Below are 20,128 nucleotides of genomic sequence, written 5' to 3' on the forward strand. Positions count from 1 at the left end.
TCCTTGGGCTAGATTTTATCATAATTTATCCGGTAAAGCTTCTGCGCAAACTCAAAATCCTCCGGTGTGTCGATGTCGCAGACTAAATTTCGCGGTAGTAAAAACGCTCTTGAGTGCGGCGCAAAGATCGGTTTTTTCTCTAGCCACGCCTCGCGCCTGCCGAAATAAAACGCGCCCGCATCGTGATAAGCTCGCTCTAAATCCTGCGAGCGAGTTAGCGCAAACTGCGGGTAAAACATATTTACGGCGCCGTCCTCGCCAAGCCTGATCGCGCGCTGGATAGGAAAGCTAAACTCGGTCGCGGAAAATAAAAACTCGCACTCCGCTTCCTCAAATTTGCCGTATGCCTCGCGTAAAATTTCTCCCGTGATAAGCGGCGCGGTCGCGTATAGGCAGCAAACGTGGGGGTATTTTTCGCCCAGCCTCGTCGCCGCGTCCGCTACTGCGTCGCTGCTCGTGGCGTAGTCGTCGCTTAGCGAGGCGTCTCTCATAAACGGGACTTGAGCGCCGAATTTTACTGCGACATTCGCTATCTCAGTGTCGTCGGTGCTCACTATCACGCACTCAAAAACGCCAGAATTTAGCGCCGCCTCGATGCTGTAAGCTATCAGCGGCTTGCCTAAAAAATCTTTAACGTTTTTGCGCGGTATGCGCTTGCTGCCGCCGCGAGCCGGGATGACGCAAAGGGCGCGGTTTTGGTTATCTCTCATCAAATTTACCGCCCTAAACCCTGCAGCCTTGCGGCGTGTCAAAGCTCTTTAAAACCTCAAAAAGCGCGTCCGCGACGAAATTTGCGTCCTCTAGACTCATACACTGATGGCACGGGATGCTAAGCTCGGCGGCGTAAAAATCCTCGGCGCTAGGAACCCAGATATCACCGTAGCGCTCGCGGTAAAAGCTAAATTTATAAGTCGGCTTGTAGTGTACCTGCACGCCGATGCCGCGCGCGTGAAGGGCGGCAAAGATGTCCTCTTTGGCGCACCAGAACTGGCGAAATAGCAAGATAGGGTAGAGGTGGCGCGAACTAACGACGCCGTCAGGTAACTTGATGGTACTAAAATACGGGTTTTTCTCAAATTTTTCGTCGTAAAATTTAGCGATTTTCTCGCGCACCGCGATGGTTTCGTCTAGCCTTTTTAGCTGATTTAGTCCTAGCGCGCAGGCGACGTCGGGCAAGCGGTAGTTGTAGCCAAGCACCGTCTGGTCGCTGTCCCAGAGGCGTTTTTTGGCTATGCCGTGCGAGCGGTAGAGGCGTGCTAGGCGTGCGATCTCGTCGTCGTTAGTAGCTAGGGCGCCGCCCTCAAACGTCGTTAGCGGCTTAACGGGGTGAAAGCTAAAAATGCTAACGTCCGCTTTTGCGCCGACTTTGACGCCGCTTAGCCCGCTACCCAGCGCATGCGAAGCGTCGTCAAGCACCTTTATGCCGCGCTCGCGGGCTAGTTTTAGGATGGCGTCTAAATTTACGGGATTGCCGCCAAAATCAACCGCCGTTATGACTTTGGTTTTAGGCGTGATGAGGCTTGCTAGCGCGTTTTCGTCGATATTTCCATCAAATTTAACGGGCGCGAATTTAACCTCCGCTCCCGCCATTAGCGCCGCATTTGCCGTCGCCGCAAACGTAATGGGAGTCGTTACGACCTCGTCGCCCTCTCGCACGCCTAGCGCAAGATATGCGACGTGAAGTGCGCTCGTCGCCGAGTTCATCGCAACGACGTGCTTTACGCCGACGTATTTTGCGATCGCTTGCTCAAATTCGCCGACCTTGTCGCCTCCTGTTAGGATATCGTCTTTTAGGGCGCTCACGACGGCAGCTATGTCGGAGTCGGTGATTTGTTGTCTGCTGTAGGGTATCATTTTTGTCCTTTTTTCGGCTTGTCTTTATTGAGGCTTGTCTTTTTCTGCTATACGTCGTTAAATTTAAAATTTTCTCGGTCACGTATTTTATATACGCTCCCTCGCAAATTTTAAATTTACCTCGTCTAAGCAAAAAATACTTTGCCTTGCTTTTCTAAAATTTCAGATTTCGGCTCAAATTTTATAAATTTCGGCCAAACTATTTACTAGCCTCGATCATCTCCAAAAGCCCGTCTTTATCTAGCCAAATTTTATTTTTATCTGAGCTATACTCGAAATTTTCTTCCACGAGATGCCCTTTTTCGCCCAGCGCGTTTGTGCTAAAGTCGTCGTCTTTGCTCGTAAATTTGATCGACGGGCTGATCACGTAGTGGTCGTCAAACTCGTACGTTAGGTGCGCGTCGTCCTTGCCGACCATGACCTCGTGCATCTTTTCGCCAGGGCGGATGCCGATTATTTTTACGCCAAGTTGCGGCGCCATGGAGCGAGCAAGCTCGATCATCGTCATCGACGGGATTTTTGGGATGAAAATTTCGCCGCCTTTCATGCGCTCGAAATTTTTAAGTACGAAATTTACGCCTTGCTCAAGCGTGATCCAAAACCGCGTCATATCCGCGTGCGTGATCGGCAGCTCCTTCGCGCCTTCCGCGATTAGCTTCTTAAACAGCGGTACGACCGAGCCGCGCGAACCCACGACGTTGCCGTAGCGAACGACGCTAAATCGCGTTTTTTTGCTACCCGCGATGTTGTTTGCCGCGACAAATAACTTATCGCTGGCAAGCTTGGTCGCGCCGTATAAATTTACCGGGTTGCACGCCTTGTCGGTCGAGAGCGCGATGACCTTGCTCACGCCGCACTCTAGCGCCGCGTCGATGACGTTTTGTGCGCCGTTGATGTTGGTTTTGATGCACTCCATCGGGTTGTATTCCGCGATTGGCACGTGCTTCATGGCCGCTGCGTGTATCACGTAGTCGATGCCGTTCATCGCGGTCATGAGGCGCTTTTCGTCGCGCACGTCGCCGATGAAAAATCGCATCGCCGGGTCTTTAAAAACCTGCGCCATCTCGTACTGTTTGAGCTCGTCGCGAGAGTAGATAACTAGCCTTTTTGGTTTAAATTTGGAGAGTAAAATTTCGGTGTATTTTTTGCCGAATGACCCGGTGCCGCCGGTGATGAGAATGGATTTTCCGTTAAACATTTATTTTTGCCTTTCGCGGCTTGTCTTTTGATTTTATACTTTGTTGCTCGCTTCTTTGGCTTCAGTTGCGGTCGCAAGCTAAGCGACGGTAGCGAACGCAGTAAAGCTAAGTAAAAAATAAAAACAGTTCGCCGTTTATTTAAATTTTATGCAGTCGGAGCAAAAACCGTGCCTTAAATTTTATTCAAATTTTAGCTCGTTAAATTTAATTGGAGCGTAGTATTTTGAGATGATTTTTGGGGTTGCGCAGATAAAATTTAGCGTAGGCTGGACAAGTAGTCCGCCGAGCTAAATTTTAGCCAGCTCCGCAAAAAGCACTCAAAAGACAAGCTTTTATTTCAAAATCCTAGGCAGGGTTATCCCCTCCTGCGCCTGATACTTTCCTCCCTTGTCCGCATACGTCACTTCACACGGCTCGTCGCCCTCGATAAACAGCACCTGCGCGATGCCTTCGTTCGCGTAGATTTTAGCCGGCAGCGGCGTCGTATTTGAGATTTCGATCGTGATGTGCCCTTTAAATCCGGGCTCAAAAGGCGTGACGTTTACGATGATACCGCAGCGAGCGTAGGTGCTTTTGCCTAGACAGATGGCTAGCACGTTACCCGGCATATTAAAATACTCGATCGTGCGCGCTAGAGCGAATGAATTGGGCGGAACGATACACACGTCGCCTTTAAAGTCCACCACGTTTTTTTCGTCGAAATTTTTTGGATCGACCACGGTGCCGCCGATATTCGTAAAGATTTTAAACTCGTCGCCCACGCGGATATCGTAGCCGTAGCTGGACACTCCGTAGCTCACCACGCCGCGTCCGACTTGCTCCTCGGCAAACGGCACTATCATCGCCTTTTCGTGCGACATTTTGCGTATCCAGCTGTCAGATTTCAGCCCCATTTTTTACCTTTATTTTAAATTTACGCGATTATAACATATTTTAAATTTACGTAAAATTTGAGCGCTATTTTATATTAAAATTTTGGTCAAATTCGAACGCTCGGTTAGCAGATTTTCTTATTTTTTATAATTAATCTTTAAATTAAAGCTAAGTATAATAATGCATTTTTTTAATTCTTTTAAATGAAAGGAAAAACAATGTATTTAATTATGCCGCGTAAATTTGTAAATTTACGCAGTAACAAGGGCTCAAATTTGCCTCTCTCGGCGCTAACTTGCCTGCTACTGGCGACGAGCGGAGCTTACGCTTACACCGAGGTCGGCGTATCCGGAAACACATCCAGTTGGGAGAGTGCGGAGTATAAAAAAGACTGGGGTCTAGTCTCTATGAACGCCTCCACGGCTTACGCGCTAGGCTTTAACGGCAGCGGCGTGAAGATAGGCGTTATGGATTCGGGCGTGCTTTTGAGCCATCCGGAGTTTCAAGACGGCAGGATCCACGTCGTAAAAAGTAGCGGAACATATAGTAAAAACGGTATGATGTATCCTGATACCGCGTATGGAAATTCGCCCTTTAAAGCAGGCTCTAGTAGCGAATACGACGAAACAAATAAGGGCGAATTTAAAAAGGGCGATAAATTTGATATAGACGGGCGGTGGGTAGCCGGCGTAAACGATAGTCACGGCACTCACGTGGGCGGCACTATGGCCGCTAGCAGAGACGGCAGCGGTATGCACGGCGTAGCGTTTAAAGCACAGCTATACTCCGCAAATACCGGCGGCAACGACGGTATGACTTACGGCCCTAATCAAGATTATAATTTTTTTCTTAAAGGTTACGAGGCGTTAGCGGATGCCGGCGCGAAAGTGATAAACAATAGCTGGGGCTCAAACAGAAAAGTAAATTCGGCTTTTAAAGGCGCGACCGGATATAAACCGTCTTATGGTTTAAGACATATAGACGAATATAATACCGACATTAGGGATACTAACGGCGTTACCGAGACCAATAACGCAAAAGATCATATGTATCTAAAAGATATAAATGCAGCCAAAAAAGCCTACTATCAGTTTGTTACGAGCGGTGAAAAAAGCTTTATAGACGCCGCTTATGAGGTAGCCGTTAAAAGACGGGTCATTCAAGTATTTACAGCCGGCAACAGAAGCTTTATGGCTGAATCTTTTACGCGTGCGGCATTGCCGTATTTCAGGCCCGATGCGGAGAAATATTGGATAAACGTTACGGGACAAAACGGCACTGCGGGCTATCCTAACGGTAGTAACAGATCCGGCCAAGTAAGCGATGCGCAGCGGTTTAATCTCGCAGGAAATTCCAAATGGTGGACGATCGCTGCACCGGCTGCGGAAGTTTATTCCTCAACCGTCGATCTGAAAACCAAACAAGCTTCATATGCCAGCTGGGGCGGCACGTCTATGGCCGCTCCGCACGTAAGCGGCGCACTCGGAGTCATATTTCAGCGCTATCCGTATATGAGTGCGGCGCAGGTTCGTGACACGATGCTTACTACGGCTCGACAAAGGACGCTAAGAGCAGGTCATGGCTCCGGCGGTATGCTCGAGCGTTGGGGTAGCGACGGAGAGGGCGTGCCTAGTAAGGTTTGGGGTTGGGGTATACTTGACCTAGGCAAGGCGATGTTCGGTCCGGGGCAGTTTTTAGGAAACTTCGACGTTACGATGAATCAAAACGATATCTGGACAAATAACATTTCAGACGTCGCCATTAAATTTAGAAAAACCGAGGATGATAGCGACGCTGCGGCTTGGGCGGCTAGGAAAGCGGTTCTTAACGCTAAGCCGAATTTGAGCGCGGAAGAAAAGGCCGAGATGACCTTTGAAACCGCAAGGCAGCAGGCTAGAGCCGCAAGAGCGGCGGAGGGCTATGAAGGCTCGCTAACTAAAAGAGGAGACGGCGCTTTGACTCTCGCCGGAGATAATAGCTTTACCGGAGCGGTCAATATATACGGCGGTAAAATCTCGGCCCTAAATCAATCAATCTCATCTTCAAGAAGCGTAAACGTCCATAAGGGCGGCGAATTTGAGGTTTTAAACGCTATTACTTACAAAACCCCAAGCGCCGGCGGTTTCGTGAGTACGACCAAGACAAGCGATGCTACGCAAGTTAATGCTACTATAAACAAAGGCGGCTCATTTGTAATTAACGACGGCGCTCATAATCTAAATTTAACCTTTAAAGAGGGCTCTTTATTGAAGGCTGCGATGTTATCAAGCGCCGAGCTTGCAAATTTGGCGGCAAATCCGAATCTAAAGAAAACCGTAAGCGCGAGCGGAAGCTTCACGGGGGCAAATTTAGCCAACGTCGAGGATAGCTACGCGTTTTTTAAAACAACTAAAGAAGCTACGACTAACTCAAATTTAGCTCTTTCTTTACAAAAAGGCAAAAGTATGGAGGAGGTAGCTTCTACTAGCGCCGAGAAGTCGTTTGCGAGATTAGTCGAGGCAAATCCGGGTAGCGCTATATATTCATCTATGCTAGGAGCTACTCATAGCGTAGCGGCGGCCTACTTTAGCGCCTTTTCAAATGATTTGGACTTCAAAGCGCAAAACAACTCCGCTATAGACTCGTTTATGCTAGCAAATTCGGTTAAAAACAAAAACGGAGCTAAAAGAGCCGATATCGGCGCCGGAGTCGAGCTTTGGCTACTTAGCGGCGCTAGCAGAGTGACTTCGGGTAGCAACGCCGGCGGCAGACTGGGCACGAACGCATTTACGAATTTAGTAGGCGTTGATTTTCTAGCGGGCGATAGCTCGAAAGCGGGAGTATTCGTAGGGCTTGGCAGAACTAATCACAAGCTAGGCGATAGCAAAGCGGTCAAAAGCAAAGACGCGCATGCTGGTATCTACGGCGATATAGGGCTTGATCCTATCAAAATCAGCCTAGGCGCTATCTACTCGAAATTTGATCAAGAAAAAAGAGTCGTTAGCTCATACGCTCCTTTGGCTTACGAGTATAAAGACGCCGACGCGTCCGTTATCAGCGCATATGCGCAGATCGCCTACGCGGGACTAAGCTATGAAAACGGCTTTAGCTTAGAGCCTTATGCGGGGCTAACCTATATCCGCGCCAAAAATGACGATGTGGCAAATTCTTTAGTGCAGATTAAAAATGAGGATAGAGACCTGCAAATCGCGAGTTTGGGCGTAAAACCTAGCATCGCATTTAGTATGGACGGCATAAGTCTAGTCGCAAAAGCCGATGTGGCCTACAACCGCTTCTTCGGCGATAAAACCCCGAGCGCTCATATGAACGTAACCGGCCTTGGCGCAACTAAACTAAAGGGCGAAAAGCTAAAAGATATAGCCACTACCGAGCTCGGTATAGAGGCTGCATTTACTAAAAACTTTAGAATAGGTCTTGGCTACGTAGGAGCATACGGCAGCAACGTAAAATCAAACGGCGTAAATGCTAAGTTTAGTTGGGCGTTTTAACGATTTTGCGGATTAACGGCGCAAATTTAATCAATAGCGAGCTAAATTTATTTGGCTCGCGACAGGTTAAATTTGACTTGTTTTTACAAATTTGCCGCATTTTTGAAAGGAGCAAATTTTGTCTTTGAAATGCGGCTTATAAATTATTATTTTACTTCTTTTAATGTTATATTTCGCTCGGGTATTTTATACATATATAAGAATATATTTCATAAAATTACTAAATTTTATTTTCAAGGAGAATTTTATGAAAAAATTATTACTCGTTTCTCTCGCGGCCGCGATCGCCTTTTGTGGTGAAAATTTGCTCGTGGGTGCGGGCGGCGGATACAAAAAGCCGGTCAGCGAAGTGATAGAAAATCTCAAAAAAGAGGGCGTGCAGATCGAGGGCGCCTTTGCAAATTTAGGACAAATAACCATCCAAGCCAAAGAGGGCAAGATGGCGGTGATCGTGGGCGACGAGGCGTTTTTGAAAAAAACGGATCTTGAGATCAAAGCTTACGAGCGCATCGGCAAGGGCGCTCTCGTGCTGGTCACGCCAAAGGGCAAGCAGATAAAAGATGCCGGCGAGCTAAAAAATCTCGCCAAAATCGCGATGCCGGACGCCAAAAAAGCGATTTACGGCGTGAGGACGACGGAGTTTTTGAAAAACTCGGGGCTTGAGGCGGATCTCGGGTCTAAAATTCTACCCGTCGCAGGCGTGCCGCAAGTCGTAGCCTACGTCATAAACGGCGAGGTGGATGCGGGATTTATCAACTCGACCGAAGCCGTGGCCAGAGCGGGTGAGTTCGGTAGTATGATTTATATCGATGAGGCGCTTTACAGCCCTGTTTTCATCTCGGCGGCGAAACTTCCGGCGTGCGAGGGCAACGAGGCTTGCGCTAAATTTTTAGACGAGTTAAAAACTCCTCGCTCAAAAGAAATTTTCACTAAATTCGGACTGAAGTGATTTAAATTCGGCGGGCGCGTTAGTATGGTCAAATTTGGATTTGGCGGTCGGCGACGCGTCCAAATTCGCTGCCGAATTTGGCGGTAAATTTGCGCTGGCGGGCGAAAAACTTGAAGTAGCCGCAAAGCTCGGTTTGCCGTTAGGTGCGGCTATTTTTGGGTTCGCACGGCAAGCGGAGCGTAAAATTTGCGTTTTATCCGCTAAATTTAAGATCTGAGATTAGGCGGTAAATTTAAAAACCGACACGGTAAAACCGTTTAAATTTACCGCGCAAAGCAGTCAAAATTTAAAGAAGTGCAAATTCGGATTTTGCGGACGAAACCTATCAAATTTTACGCTCTGATCGGTAAAATCGGCGATTTGCCAAGCGGCTAAATTTGCCCGCTCGGCTCGGTAAATTTTAAGAAAATTACAGCGGAGGGAGCGTAAAATTTAGTCTTAAATTTACAGGCGAAAATTTAGGTCAAATTTGGCACCGACAATAAATTTATCGGCTCCGGTTTTATGAGTTTAAAAATCGGTTTTTAACAAATTTCGGCTCTAGGCGTAGATGATTTGAGCGAGTTTAAAATTTAAGCCGAATTTTAAAATCCCGCCGGCTGTTCGCGTCCATAAATTTATCAAAATTTCGCTATAAATCGGGCGCCGAATTTAGCTAAATATCAAAATTTTGCTTACGGAATTTCTCCAAACCCAAACAAAAAGTAAAATTTAACGTAAAAAGGAAAAAATTTGCAAGAACTCTCGTGGCTTGTTCACCCCTTGCTTTTAAGTGCCAAAACGCTTGCCATTACCTTTGTATTGCTACTATTTTTAGGGCTTGGCGCGGCTTATTTCTTGGCGTTTTATCGCGGCAGATTTAAGGCTCTTTTGGAAGCGGCCGTGATGTTTCCGCTCATTTTTCCGCCCATTGCCACGGGATTTTTGCTGCTTTATATTTTGGGACGAAACGGCGCTCTCGGTAAGGCGCTAAATTTGCAGATCGTCTTTAGCTTTTCAGCCCTCGTTATCGCTTCGTTTTTAGCGGGTTTGCCGCTGTTTGTAAAGCCCGTTCAAAGCGCGCTTGAAAGCCTGCCTAAAAGCCTAATCGAAGCAGGCCAAAGTCTAGGCAAAAATCGCCTGGAAATCGCGCTTTTTATCCTTATACCAAACGTCTTTAAAAGCGTCGTTTCGGCGCTCGTTTTGGCTCTGGCTCGCGGGCTTGGCGAGGTCGGCATCACGCTGATGCTAGGCGGCAACATCGTGGGCAAAACCGATACCGTTTCGCTAGCGATCTACAACGCCGTTTATGACGGAGAGAATGAGCGCGCGCTCATTTTAAGCTTGATTTTGGTCGTGCTTAGCTTGGTGCTTTTCGGGTTTATAAATTTTCTCGAGCGAGCTAAAAAGAGCTGTTAAATTTTCTACTTTAAACAGAATGAAATACAAATTTAACCTTTAAAATAAAATTTAAGCAAATTGATATATATATATATATATAATTCCTATATTCTAGATGAATTTAGGAAAAAATATGAACGAAATTTCAATAAATAGTTTGCTTAAAAATATCAAAGATGATCCAAATTGCGACTTTGCAGAAAGATTTCTCCAAAGCTACCTCGCGCTTAGCTTTGGAGCAATGAGTAAAAGTGAAATAGACATATTGGTTTTTCATTTGTTGTCTAGGTATTTGGGTGAGAAAAGCAACTACGAAATCTCAAATTTACTAAAAATAAGCGAAAATCGCGTAAAAACCTTAAGATTAAACGCTCATCTAAGATACGGAGATACAAACAATCCAAATATTCTAAGCAATGTTTTAAAAAAGATAAAAGAAAATTTACAAAACATTGAATCTGATAGCAAAACCGCAACTATAACAATATCTGTTGAAAACCCTGTAGAAAAAAGAGAAATTTTACGAAGATTAAAAGAGATGGGGCAGAGTGCTGATTTCAGCTTTAACGATGAGCTTTTAAAGATAAAGCTAACTGCGGTATTTGCACTGCTTTTCGAGGATGAGGAGATTATAAAGCATATTGTTCAAAATGAGATAAAAGACAAATCGTTGCAAGATAGGCTCATGCTAAAATCTCTAACGCCAAAGCAAAAGCTGGGTAAATTTTTAGAATTTGCAAATAAGCATAGCAATCTAGCCTCTCTCGCAATAGACATGATAAGCAAGATACTAAAATCTTAAAGGCAAGGAGTGAATAAAAAATCATAAATTTATTTTTACCGATAAGAAATGCAAGCAAAAAATAAAAATAAGGATGAAAAAATGAAAAATACTAAAATTTTATGTAAGGCTGCAATAGTAGGAGGTTTGCTTTTAGGAACAGGCGGGCTTTATGCCGTCGAAGCGCCAAAGATAAGCCTTAAACAATCGAAAAATATGATGGATATGATGGTAAATGTACTTTCTATTGTCTCTACTGACAATGATACCAAAATCAATGATATCATAGTAAATAGGGGCAACTGTCCTATTGAGAAGTATGGTGGGGTAGATTATGAAAAAGCGAAGGCTTATGCCGATAAATATCCTGAAAACGCAAAGATAGCTACAAAAGAAGAACAAAATCGTTCGTTTTTTTCTGATAAATATCCCGTCTTTTTGGATGATCATAAATTTGTGTTGTATTTATATACAAAAGATGGCAATAGCGTGATGGCAAAGCCTGGTGTTCGTAAAAACGATAAAAAAACGGAAGCATACCTAGATAGCTTAACGGACGAAGCTCGAGAAATATATGAGAATAAACTTCCCGTAGTGAAAAATTTTGGAGAGAGATTTGATATAGAGCTTGGTTGTTCATTTAACGATGTGCTAGAGATCGTCATAAGCACTGATGGCGGTGATTTTAAATATGAGACAAACAAGTAGGGGGTAAAAAATGAAAAGAATAATACTTTTGGCTGTTGCGCTGATGGTTGCGAGTTCAAATGATAAAATTTGCGAAACCAAGCTGGATAAAATGCAGGGCTGTGTCATAAAAGAGTATCAGGGTAAAGTCCTGGTAAAAGAAACTCCGTATAAAAATAACAAAATAAACGGTATCGTAAAAGAGTACTATCCAAGCACGGGAAAGCTTAAATTTATGGATACTGTCGAGGATGATATATCTAACGGTGAGCAAAAAGAATTTTATGAAAATGGACAGCTGCTCTACTCTATTTTTTACAAAAATGGCAAACTAATAGATGGGATAAGTAAAACTTTTTATGCCAATGGCAAGATAAGGTCTGAAATAAATACTATTGATGGCTTTTTTGACGGAGAAACAAAAGTGTATAAAGAAAATGGTAAACTAATCTTAAAGCTTGATTTTAAAGATGGCAGGCCATTGGGTGGCAAATGTGCCAACAATAATGTGGCTGTGCCAGCTGCTGCGTGGGAAATGCACCCTGATGTATTTCGAATAGCAAGACTTTGCGAGCAAAATTTTCTATTCTAGCAATTTTGGTTAAATTTAATCGTGGAGCTCGACTTGGCTTTACGATTAAACCATATTTTCAAACTAACTAAAAACCCGAAAAATGCCCAAATTTATCAATTTTTTGCTACAATAAGAAGTTTTGAACTTTTACTATTTAGGAGAAATTTCTATGAAAAAAGAAGACATAAAAGAGCTGATCGAGTTTTTTAACGAGATGGATATGAACCGCATAAAAGTAAAAAGCGGGGATTTTGAGGTCGAGCTAGAAAAATTCGCCGACTGCTGCGAGCTGCCAAAGCCCGTCGTCCAAGCTCCCGCCCCGACTCCGACTCCGGTAAACGTTGTGGTAAACTCAGAAGTCAAAGCTCCTGCTAATTCCCCTAAAGACAGCATAAAATCGCCTATGGTGGGCACTTTTTACGCCGCTCCCAGCCCGGGCGCCGCACCGTTTGTTAAAGTCGGTCAGCGCGTGAGAAAGGGCGATGTGGTAGGCATCATCGAAGCGATGAAGATAATGAACGAGATCGAGGCCGAATTTGACTGTCAGATCAGCGAGCTGCTCGTTTCCGACGGTCAGCCCGTGGAGTTTGGTTTGCCGCTATTTGGCGTGGAGAAAAATTGATGGAAATAAAAAGAATTTTAATCGCAAATCGCGGCGAAATCGCGCTGCGAGCTCTGCGAACGATAAAAGAAATGGGCAAAGAAGCCGTCGTCGTCTATTCGACCGCCGACAAAGACGCGCTTTACGTCAGATATGCCGACGTGGCGATCTGCATCGGTAAGGAGCGCTCAAGCGACAGCTACCTAAATATCCCGGCCATAATCAGCGCGGCTGAAATCAGCGAAGCCGACGCGATATTTCCGGGCTATGGATTTCTCAGCGAAAATCAAAATTTCGTAGAAATTTGCTCGCATCACAAGCTAAAATTTATAGGACCTAGCGTAGCTGCGATGGCGCTGATGAGCGACAAAAGTAAAGCAAAGCAGATGATGCAGCGAGCGGGCGTGCCCGTGATCCCGGGCTCTGACGGCGCCGTAGCCGACACTAAGGCCGCAAAAGAGCTAGCTAAGCAGATCGGCTATCCTGTCATCCTAAAAGCCGCAGCCGGCGGAGGCGGACGAGGTATGCGCGTGGTCGAGTGCGAAGAGGATATAGAAAAGGCGTTTTGGTCGGCGGAGAGCGAAGCGATGAGCGCGTTTGGCGACGGAACTATGTATATGGAAAAATACATCCTAAATCCGCGCCACATCGAGGTTCAGATCATCGGCGACAGCCACGGTAACGTCCTGCATATCGGCGAGCGCGACTGCTCTATGCAGCGCCGCCACCAAAAGCTGATCGAGGAGAGTCCTGCGATCCTGCTAGACGACGACACTCGCGCCAGACTGCACGAAACGGCGATCCGTGCGGCAAAAGCTATCGACTACGAGGGAGCGGGAACGTTTGAGTTTTTGGTCGATAAGGATCTAAATTTCTACTTCATCGAGATGAATACGCGCCTACAAGTCGAGCACTGCGTGAGCGAAATGGTAAGCGGCCTGGATATAATCGAGCTAATGATAAAAGTAGCCCAGGGCGAGGCGCTACCGCCGCAAGAAAGCATCACGCTAAAAGGCCACGCCATCGAGTGCCGCATCACGGCCGAGGATCCAAATACGTTTACGCCAAGTCCAGGCAAGATAACAAAATACGTCTGCCCCGGCGGCCGAAACGTGCGTATGGATAGCCACATCTATCAGGACTACTCGATCCCACCGTACTACGACAGTATGATCGGCAAGCTCATCGTCTGGGACACCGATAGAAACAGAGCCATCCACAAGATGAAGGTGACGCTCGAGCAGCTCATCATCGGCGGCATCAAGACCACGCGCGACTTTCACATCGCGATGATGGAGAACAAAGACTTTATCAACAACAACTATGATACCAACTACCTCTCTCGTCGCTAAATTTGCGGCTAGGGCGAGGCTATTGCGCGCCGAAGCGAGTTTAAATTTGCTTTGGCGTATATAAATTTTAACTTCAAATTTTTATTATTTAAAACCCGCTCGCAGATAAAATTTAAATCTAAATTTATCGGCACCCCCCCCCGCAAAAACACTAATTTTATTTTCAGTAATCGCAAGTCCTCTAAACCGTTAAATTTGCCTTTATTTAAAAATATCAAGGATTAAATTTAACTCGTCTATTATGGGTAAAAGCTATGAAATTTCCTTTTTGATCTGTTTTGCGTCTTCTAAGTTCGGCGGTATTGAAAAGAGCGTCGTCTCAAATCTATTTTCCGCTCCGATTAAAAATAGATAAAATTTATCATCCATAAACGCAGCGCTTACTCCCATATCTCCTGCAAATTTTATCTTTAACTCTCTCAAATGCGCCATAAACGCAGGCGTCAAAAGATATCTTGCCTCTACTTTATCATCCGTAAAAACTCTAAATTCATCGTTAAAAAGAGTATCATCCATCCGCTCTTTTTCGCCTAAAAATTTAGTATTTAGCGTGCGGCTCGCGACTATAGTTTGTCCGCTAAATTTCTTGTAAAACTCGCAGACTAAAACCGAGCCGCTAAAGGCCTGTATATCTTTCATCATCTTCCATACAAAAACTACCGCGGATAGCAAATTTAGCGTCGCCGAGTCGCCTAGTTTTAGTTTGGCGTCCCTGGGTATGCTTATAGCTTCGCTAAGATTAAATTTGACGCCGTTATGCGTTCCGCTGATTTGATCTTCGGCGTGAATTCATCCGGCGAATAAATGCCGATCCTGCGAAATTCTTTACGGCTGATGCCGGCATTCGGTTCGTAGCTAAAATTTGGACCCACTTCGCAGATAGCTGCACGGACGAAAATGTCTTTATAAAACTCTTTGTAATCTCTCAGCCCATAGATCACTCGGCCCCTGTTAGTCATTAGCACAATGAAAAAAACGGAATATAGATAATGATGAAAAATAGTGAGGCAAGGCGATTTTCAAAAAGATACCATACGGCAAATCCGCCGCCTACGGGCAGGACAGCTATAAACAAAACCCCTAAAAACAGATACTTTGCAAATGCGCATCCACACTCTTTTTGCTTTTTTGCGGTTGCCTCTATCGCTTCGTTTATGTTCAAATTTGCCTTTTTTAGAGTTTTATGTTTGGATCAAATTTTAGCGAAATTTACGTCGTAAAGGTGAGGGTTTGGGCGGGCTAGCTGGCAAAATCGTGGCGTCAAATTTTAAAAAACCTAGCCGCGCAAATTTTAGTATAATACCTTAAATTTAACTAGGCAAAAGCGATGATAAACGACGAATTTTACATGTCTTTGGCGATCAAAAAGGCTTGGGAGTTTCAAATTTTAACTTATCCAAATCCCGCCGTCGGTTGCGTGGTTTTAGATGCTGGCGGCAGGTTGCTTTCAGTTGCCGCGCATAAAAGAGCGGGCTTTTTACACGCCGAGCCAAGCGCAGTTCTTTTGGCGCTCTGTAAAAAAAGCGAGGCGTTTTTGCACGATTTTTTGCGCGAGTATAACGCGGCTTTGGGCATCAAATTTGAAAGCGTCGCAGAGCTTACAAATGCGGACTTGGAGCCAAATTTCACGTATGAATACATCCTGCAAAATCACGGCGATCTGCTAAAAGGCGCCAAGGCCTACGTGACGCTCGAGCCCTGCGCTCACCGCGGCAAAACTCCGCCATGCGCCGAGCTTTTAAGACTGCTAAAATTTGCCGAAGTCGTCATCGCTAGAGGTGACGAAAACGCCGTAGCAAGCGGCGGCGCGCATATCCTGCAAAGCGGCGGCGTAGCGGTCAAATTTGACGTGCTAAGGCAGGGGGCGGACGAGCTAATAGAGCCATTTCTAGCGTGGCAGAGGGGGAATTTTAGCTTTTTCAAGCTTGCCCTTAGCGCAAACGGCGTCGCAGTCGGCACCGCGCAGAGCAAAATCATCTCAAATCTAGCCAGCCGCACCCACTCTCACCGCCTGCGTAGCGCGGCCGAGCTGCTAGTTATCGGCGGCGCCACCGTCCGCGCCGACCGCCCGAGGCTCGATACCAGGCTGATAGAGGACGGCAAAAATCCAAACGTAATAATCTACTCGCGCGAGCGGGAGTTTGACGCGTCTATACCGCTTTTTGGCGTGGAGGGCAGGAGCGTGCGCGTAACAAGCGATATAAATGAAGCTTTCGTGCCGCGTTTAACGATGTTTGAGGGCGGCGAAAACGCGCTAAAAGCCCTAGACGAACGCGTAAAATGGCTGCTGCTCTACCGCTCGAGCGAGCTTTTGGACGCACCCACGGTAAGGCTAAATTTAAAACTCAAACCGCTATTTCACGGCGAACTTGACGGCGACGTTTACGGGTGGTATAGGATTGAGCGAAGTTTATAAATTTGCTCTCTAAAAAGACCTACTATTTTATATGCGATTGAGTTTTAGTAAAAGCCTTGGCGGCGGATTTGGGATTTATTTAAGCCAAAGCCTTGGAGCGAAAAAAGATGACGCAGGCGCAGGTGGCTGCAGCTAAAAAGGAGCAGTTTTAAAAAGCATAGCTCAAGCCTTGATTTTACTTAGGCGATTTTTACAAAGATGCGGATACGTCGCAAGTAGCGATTTTGAGTTAAATGGTCCCGATTTTTTCAAAAGAAGCGAAAATAGTGCATTGTTTGATAGGCTTATAGATATGCAAAAAAATAGGCATCGGCATTCAAAAGATAAATTTTTCGGGGGCGCTATCTGCTAAAAGGCGCGAACGGCTGACTGATTTGGCGTTTGAAATTGACGATATATTAGGCGGGGCATATACCCAAACAAACCCGATGAAACCATCTCAAACTATAGCCGAAAATCGCCGAAAGAGTTACGAGGATATCAAAAAATAATGCGACAAGGCCGTTATGTCGCCGCTTAAAAACTATTTTCGGCATTGCGGCTTAGCGGATTTCTGGCTTTTGCCTGCGCGATAGCGCTTGCGTCAAATCACGCGAGTCGGCTTGAGTTTTATTGCGGTGTTTGTTCTTTCTTTCGTCGATAGTTACGTTTGTCTTTTATAAAAAGCAAACGACAAAAGCTAAAATTTAAGATAAATTTAGTGTTTGCGTTTTTGCGATGCGGCAAATTTAACGCAAATGGTTAAAAATGCGGCTACGCTACTCTTTAACGAAACATTTTATAAAATTCGCTATGATTTTGTAAATTTAAAGGAGAAAAATGAAGGAGATAACGCTAAACGGAGCGAAATTTCGGGTCGCGGCAAACACGATGGAGGAGCTAAAAAACGAGGCTCTGGGCGACGAAAACGGCGAGATTTATAAATTTCTAGCTAAATTTAACGCGAGTGAGCCCGATATCTTTATCCTAGACGGCTTTGCGACGAAGGAAAATTTAGAGATAAAAGATAGCTCAAACGTCGTGTTTATCAGGCGCGGCGCGATGCCGGGGCGAGAAGTGCTAAAAGCTATGATCGCCTCCAGAAACAGCCCCGAGCTAAACGCGGCTCTAGCTAGCGGCTGCGTGGGCGTGGCGGGACTTGGCGGTCTTGGCTCAAATATCGCGCTAAGTCTAGCACGCACGGGAGTCGCCAAGCTCGTGCTGGCCGACTTTGACGTCGTGGAGCCTAGCAACCTAAACCGCCAGCAGTACTTCGTCCGCCACATCGGTATGAAAAAGACGGACGCGCTAAAAGAGCTCATCGCCGAGGTAAATCCCTTCGTCGAGGTTGAGACGCACGACATTACGCTAACTGCTGCCAACGTCGCCGAGATTTTCGCGCCGTGTAGCGTCATCTGCGAGGCGTTTGATAACGTCGCGGGCAAGGCGATGATGGTAAATGAGGCGGGCGCGAGCCTGCGGGACAAAAAGATCGTCGGCGCGTCGGGCATGGCGGGGCACTTTAGCTCAAATCTCATAAAAACGGTCAAATTTGCGCGAAACGTCTATCTGTGCGGCGATCTGCAAAATGCCGCAGGCGTAGGACAGGGGCTTATGGCCGCGCGCGTGGCGATCTGCGCCAATCATCAGGCAAACCTCGCTATCAGGCTTTTGATGGGACTTGAGGAGGTTTAGATTTTGATTCGGCGGGTGCGCGGCTCGGAGTTTTGACGCTGGGCCAAACGCCGCCTGCCTAACTGCGCACAAGAGAAGCCGGCGAGGCTTTGGCTCTCCCGCGCTTGCGGCTTTGCAGGGAAATCTTTAAAGCGTGATTTAATGGATGCGGACAGGGAATCGCGCACCCTTGCCCGCCATAAATTTTTATATTCTGCTGTTTTTGCCTAGCGCGACGGAGGTAAATTTGCAAGATTACGCACTCAAATTTAGCGCGTTTGAGGTTTAAAATTTGCTCAAATTCGGCTTTGGCGCTCGCCGTAAGTTCGTAAATTTTGCCGCAGTCGGATTTGTCATTTGCGTTTTTGGCGTTAAATTTTGACTTTAGCCATGCTGCATTTTTATGGATTTGCGCTCTTTGCGGCGGTAAAATTTGACGAATTTTATTTTATTGTCGCGAGCCGAAGCATAAGTTTATTTATCTTAAATTTACGCCGCTAGCTAAAATCCGAAATCTGCGTCCGTATTTTGCAAAACCCGCCGTAAATTTACCGCCGAATTTGGCTTTCTCTTTGTTGCTCGCAAACCGGCAGGCGCTTTAGCCAAAGCTTAAATTCGGACATTTATCAAACCTGCCTCGTTTCTCATCGATCCAAAAAATGCGCGGGTTTGGCAGCAACGCTTTAAGCACGGTCTCGCCGTCTTGGCAAACCGTCGGCAGAGGAAAATTTATAAAATTTTTAGCATTTTTTCAGGATTTTTGCCGAAAAATTTCTTAAACATAGGCTTTGATGTAAGCGGCATTTTATGATTATACACCCGATTTTAAGGCGTTTGCAGCTTGAATTTATTCAAATTCGGTTTAGTCCGGTCGTATGCGGGTTTGTATCTTTGGCGGCGGTAAAATTTGACGGTTGTCGTTTAGTTAAATTTACAAAAGGCGAAAGAGGGTTAAATTTGGCCTGCAAATCGGCTTTTAAGTATCGGGCGCGGGATTTGCAAAATTAAAACTCTAAATTTGACGGACACAGCGACAAAAATTTCGTCCGAATTTCGCCGCAAAATTTGACAAAATCCCGTTCCGATCTCGCAAACTAAAGCCGCAAAAATCTGCGTTTAGATGCAAATCGCGCCGCAAATTTATAACGGGTCGAAATTTAGCCTTTTTGTCGCTCAAAATCCGGCGGACGACTCGGCTAGCAGCGAGTTGCGCGATCAAAGCCTTGATTTAACTCTTTGCTCAAAAGTCGTTTGAGTTATGAAAAACCCTAAAACCGTAAAGAAATAATGCGCCCAAACGCTCCTCAAAGCCCAAATTCGACCTCTCATAAACCGCAAATAAAATTCACGCGGTCTCGACTCGCCGACTAAATCCAAAAACCGCAAATTCGCATAAGCTCGGCGTCGGCGCAAAAGCCCGAATTTTGCCGATCACCGAACCGTCGGCATAAAAAGATTTACGAGACTTTTGGCGCTCTCGCCCGCGACCTTGTCGAGAAACTTCTCAAACGCGGGCTTTTGTTTCCAGACCGGGTTTGCCACGCCGCTCATACGCTCTAGTTCGCGTTTAGCCGAAAAATAATCGCTCACTTCGTCGATGAGCCCGAGCTTGGCCGCATCGCGAGCGAGAAACACCCGCGCGTTCGCCCACTCGTCGCGCTTAGTTACATCAAGCTTCCTGGCCGTCGCTACGTCTGAGACGAACATCGCGTAGCTGGCATTTACGAGGCTCTGCAGCTGGCGCTTCTCGACCTCGCTCCACGGGCGCAGAAACGTCCCCGCCTCTTTATACTCGCCCGCTTTGACGATTTGCTGCGAGACGCCTATTTTGGCCGCCAGTTCGCTAAGATCGGCGCCTTGCATTATCACGCCGATCGAGCCGATGAAAGCGCCCGGGTTTGCCAGTATCTTATCCGCGCTCACGCCCGCGTAGTAGCTTCCGCTCGCCATCGATCCGCCCGCGTATGCGATCACGGGCTTTTTAGCGCGCAGATTTTTGACCGCCGTGTAGAGCTCTACGCTAGGCGCTAAAGCGCCGCCGGGACTGTCGATATAAAGCAATACGCCCTTGATGGCCTCGTCCTTGCTCGCGCTATCTATCTCCTCTAGCGCCTTGTGCGCGTCTATGATCGCGCCCGTGAGGTTGATCTGGGCGAGATTTGGCGGATTTACGCCGCCTTCCTTGTCGCTAAAAAAGATCAAAAACACGAGCAGCAAGAAGATCATCGTCTTAAAATACGTGTTTATAAACTTAAAAACCGCCACGATCGGCGCGAAAATAAACCTTAAAAATCCCATTTTTTTCCTTTAAATTTATCGTT

19 protein-coding genes are annotated in these 20,128 nt (G+C 46.3%); 11 read left to right on the top strand and 8 right to left on the bottom strand.

Going from position 1 to position 20,128, the window contains the following annotated elements:
• Positions 1–8: 8 nt before the first annotated feature.
• The 4 genes from pseF to dcd all read right to left on the bottom strand — a co-directional run bounded on the left by pseF (position 9) and on the right by dcd (position 3,946).
• Positions 9–710, bottom strand: a complete 702-nt coding sequence (gene pseF / locus CRECT_RS01180; protein WP_039888519.1) for a pseudaminic acid cytidylyltransferase — start codon at positions 708–710, stop codon at positions 9–11.
• 13 nt (positions 711–723) lie between these two features.
• Positions 724–1,854, bottom strand: a complete 1,131-nt coding sequence (pseC, locus tag CRECT_RS01185) for a UDP-4-amino-4,6-dideoxy-N-acetyl-beta-L-altrosamine transaminase (RefSeq protein ID WP_002945505.1) — start codon at positions 1,852–1,854, stop codon at positions 724–726.
• Between the two features lie 199 nt (positions 1,855–2,053).
• Positions 2,054–3,052 (bottom strand): UDP-N-acetylglucosamine 4,6-dehydratase (inverting), encoded by a 999-nt coding sequence (gene pseB / locus CRECT_RS01190; RefSeq protein WP_002945541.1) that lies wholly within the window; start codon positions 3,050–3,052, stop codon positions 2,054–2,056.
• Positions 3,053–3,385: 333 nt separating this feature from the next.
• Positions 3,386–3,946: a dCTP deaminase gene (dcd, locus tag CRECT_RS01195; protein WP_002945510.1), complete on the bottom strand. Its 561-nt coding sequence runs from the start codon at positions 3,944–3,946 to the stop codon at positions 3,386–3,388.
• Positions 3,947–4,144: 198 nt separating this feature from the next.
• Here dcd and CRECT_RS01200 point away from each other — a divergent pair, with 198 nt between their 5' ends.
• The 9 genes from CRECT_RS01200 to CRECT_RS01240 all read left to right on the top strand — a co-directional run bounded on the left by CRECT_RS01200 (position 4,145) and on the right by CRECT_RS01240 (position 13,738).
• Positions 4,145–7,414: a S8 family serine peptidase gene (locus CRECT_RS01200; RefSeq protein WP_002945545.1), complete on the top strand. Its 3,270-nt coding sequence runs from the start codon at positions 4,145–4,147 to the stop codon at positions 7,412–7,414.
• A gap of 247 nt (positions 7,415–7,661) precedes the next feature.
• Positions 7,662–8,363, top strand: a complete 702-nt coding sequence (modA, locus tag CRECT_RS01205; protein ID WP_002945507.1) for a molybdate ABC transporter substrate-binding protein — start codon at positions 7,662–7,664, stop codon at positions 8,361–8,363.
• 34 nt (positions 8,364–8,397) lie between these two features.
• Complete coding sequence (locus tag CRECT_RS01210) at positions 8,398–8,580, top strand: hypothetical protein (RefSeq protein ID WP_002945516.1); 183 nt, start codon at positions 8,398–8,400, stop codon at positions 8,578–8,580.
• A 515-nt stretch (positions 8,581–9,095) separates the two neighbouring features.
• Positions 9,096–9,761 (top strand): molybdate ABC transporter permease subunit, encoded by a 666-nt coding sequence (locus CRECT_RS01215; protein WP_039888522.1) that lies wholly within the window; start codon positions 9,096–9,098, stop codon positions 9,759–9,761.
• A gap of 115 nt (positions 9,762–9,876) precedes the next feature.
• Positions 9,877–10,545 (top strand): hypothetical protein, encoded by a 669-nt coding sequence (locus tag CRECT_RS01220; RefSeq protein ID WP_039888523.1) that lies wholly within the window; start codon positions 9,877–9,879, stop codon positions 10,543–10,545.
• 81 nt (positions 10,546–10,626) lie between these two features.
• Complete coding sequence (locus tag CRECT_RS01225) at positions 10,627–11,232, top strand: hypothetical protein (RefSeq protein ID WP_124850356.1); 606 nt, start codon at positions 10,627–10,629, stop codon at positions 11,230–11,232.
• 10 nt (positions 11,233–11,242) lie between these two features.
• Positions 11,243–11,803 carry a toxin-antitoxin system YwqK family antitoxin gene (locus tag CRECT_RS01230; protein ID WP_002945512.1) on the top strand — a complete coding sequence of 187 codons (561 nt, stop codon included), beginning with the start codon at positions 11,243–11,245 and terminating at the stop codon, positions 11,801–11,803.
• A 151-nt stretch (positions 11,804–11,954) separates the two neighbouring features.
• On the top strand, positions 11,955–12,407 hold the full coding sequence (accB, locus tag CRECT_RS01235) for an acetyl-CoA carboxylase biotin carboxyl carrier protein (RefSeq protein WP_002945509.1): 453 nt from the start codon (positions 11,955–11,957) through the stop codon (positions 12,405–12,407).
• The gene (locus CRECT_RS01240; protein WP_002945533.1) at positions 12,407–13,738 is read left to right on the top strand and encodes an acetyl-CoA carboxylase biotin carboxylase subunit; all 1,332 of its coding nucleotides are present in this window, start codon (positions 12,407–12,409) and stop codon (positions 13,736–13,738) included. Before accB ends, CRECT_RS01240 begins: the two co-directional genes overlap by 1 nt.
• A gap of 252 nt (positions 13,739–13,990) precedes the next feature.
• Here CRECT_RS01240 and CRECT_RS01245 read toward each other — a convergent pair whose 3' ends face one another.
• The 3 genes from CRECT_RS01245 to CRECT_RS01255 all read right to left on the bottom strand — a co-directional run bounded on the left by CRECT_RS01245 (position 13,991) and on the right by CRECT_RS01255 (position 14,900).
• Positions 13,991–14,377: a DUF3137 domain-containing protein gene (locus tag CRECT_RS01245; protein WP_171992656.1), complete on the bottom strand. Its 387-nt coding sequence runs from the start codon at positions 14,375–14,377 to the stop codon at positions 13,991–13,993.
• 83 nt (positions 14,378–14,460) lie between these two features.
• Positions 14,461–14,679, bottom strand: a complete 219-nt coding sequence (locus CRECT_RS01250) for a hypothetical protein (protein WP_171992657.1) — start codon at positions 14,677–14,679, stop codon at positions 14,461–14,463.
• Between the two features lie 17 nt (positions 14,680–14,696).
• Positions 14,697–14,900: a hypothetical protein gene (locus CRECT_RS01255; protein ID WP_039888643.1), complete on the bottom strand. Its 204-nt coding sequence runs from the start codon at positions 14,898–14,900 to the stop codon at positions 14,697–14,699.
• Between the two features lie 165 nt (positions 14,901–15,065).
• Here CRECT_RS01255 and ribD point away from each other — a divergent pair, with 165 nt between their 5' ends.
• Positions 15,066–16,154 (top strand): bifunctional diaminohydroxyphosphoribosylaminopyrimidine deaminase/5-amino-6-(5-phosphoribosylamino)uracil reductase RibD, encoded by a 1,089-nt coding sequence (gene ribD / locus CRECT_RS01260; protein ID WP_002945968.1) that lies wholly within the window; start codon positions 15,066–15,068, stop codon positions 16,152–16,154.
• An 819-nt stretch (positions 16,155–16,973) separates the two neighbouring features.
• Positions 16,974–17,828, top strand: a complete 855-nt coding sequence (gene thiF / locus CRECT_RS01265) for a sulfur carrier protein ThiS adenylyltransferase ThiF (RefSeq protein ID WP_002945925.1) — start codon at positions 16,974–16,976, stop codon at positions 17,826–17,828.
• Between the two features lie 1,410 nt (positions 17,829–19,238).
• Here the strand turns inward: thiF and sppA are convergent.
• Positions 19,239–20,105, bottom strand: a complete 867-nt coding sequence (gene sppA, locus CRECT_RS01270; RefSeq protein ID WP_002945933.1) for a signal peptide peptidase SppA — start codon at positions 20,103–20,105, stop codon at positions 19,239–19,241.
• Between the last annotated feature and the right edge of the window lie 23 nt (positions 20,106–20,128).

The organism is Campylobacter rectus (assembly GCF_004803795.1).
GTDB classification, from domain to species: Bacteria; Campylobacterota; Campylobacteria; order Campylobacterales; family Campylobacteraceae; genus Campylobacter_A; species Campylobacter_A rectus.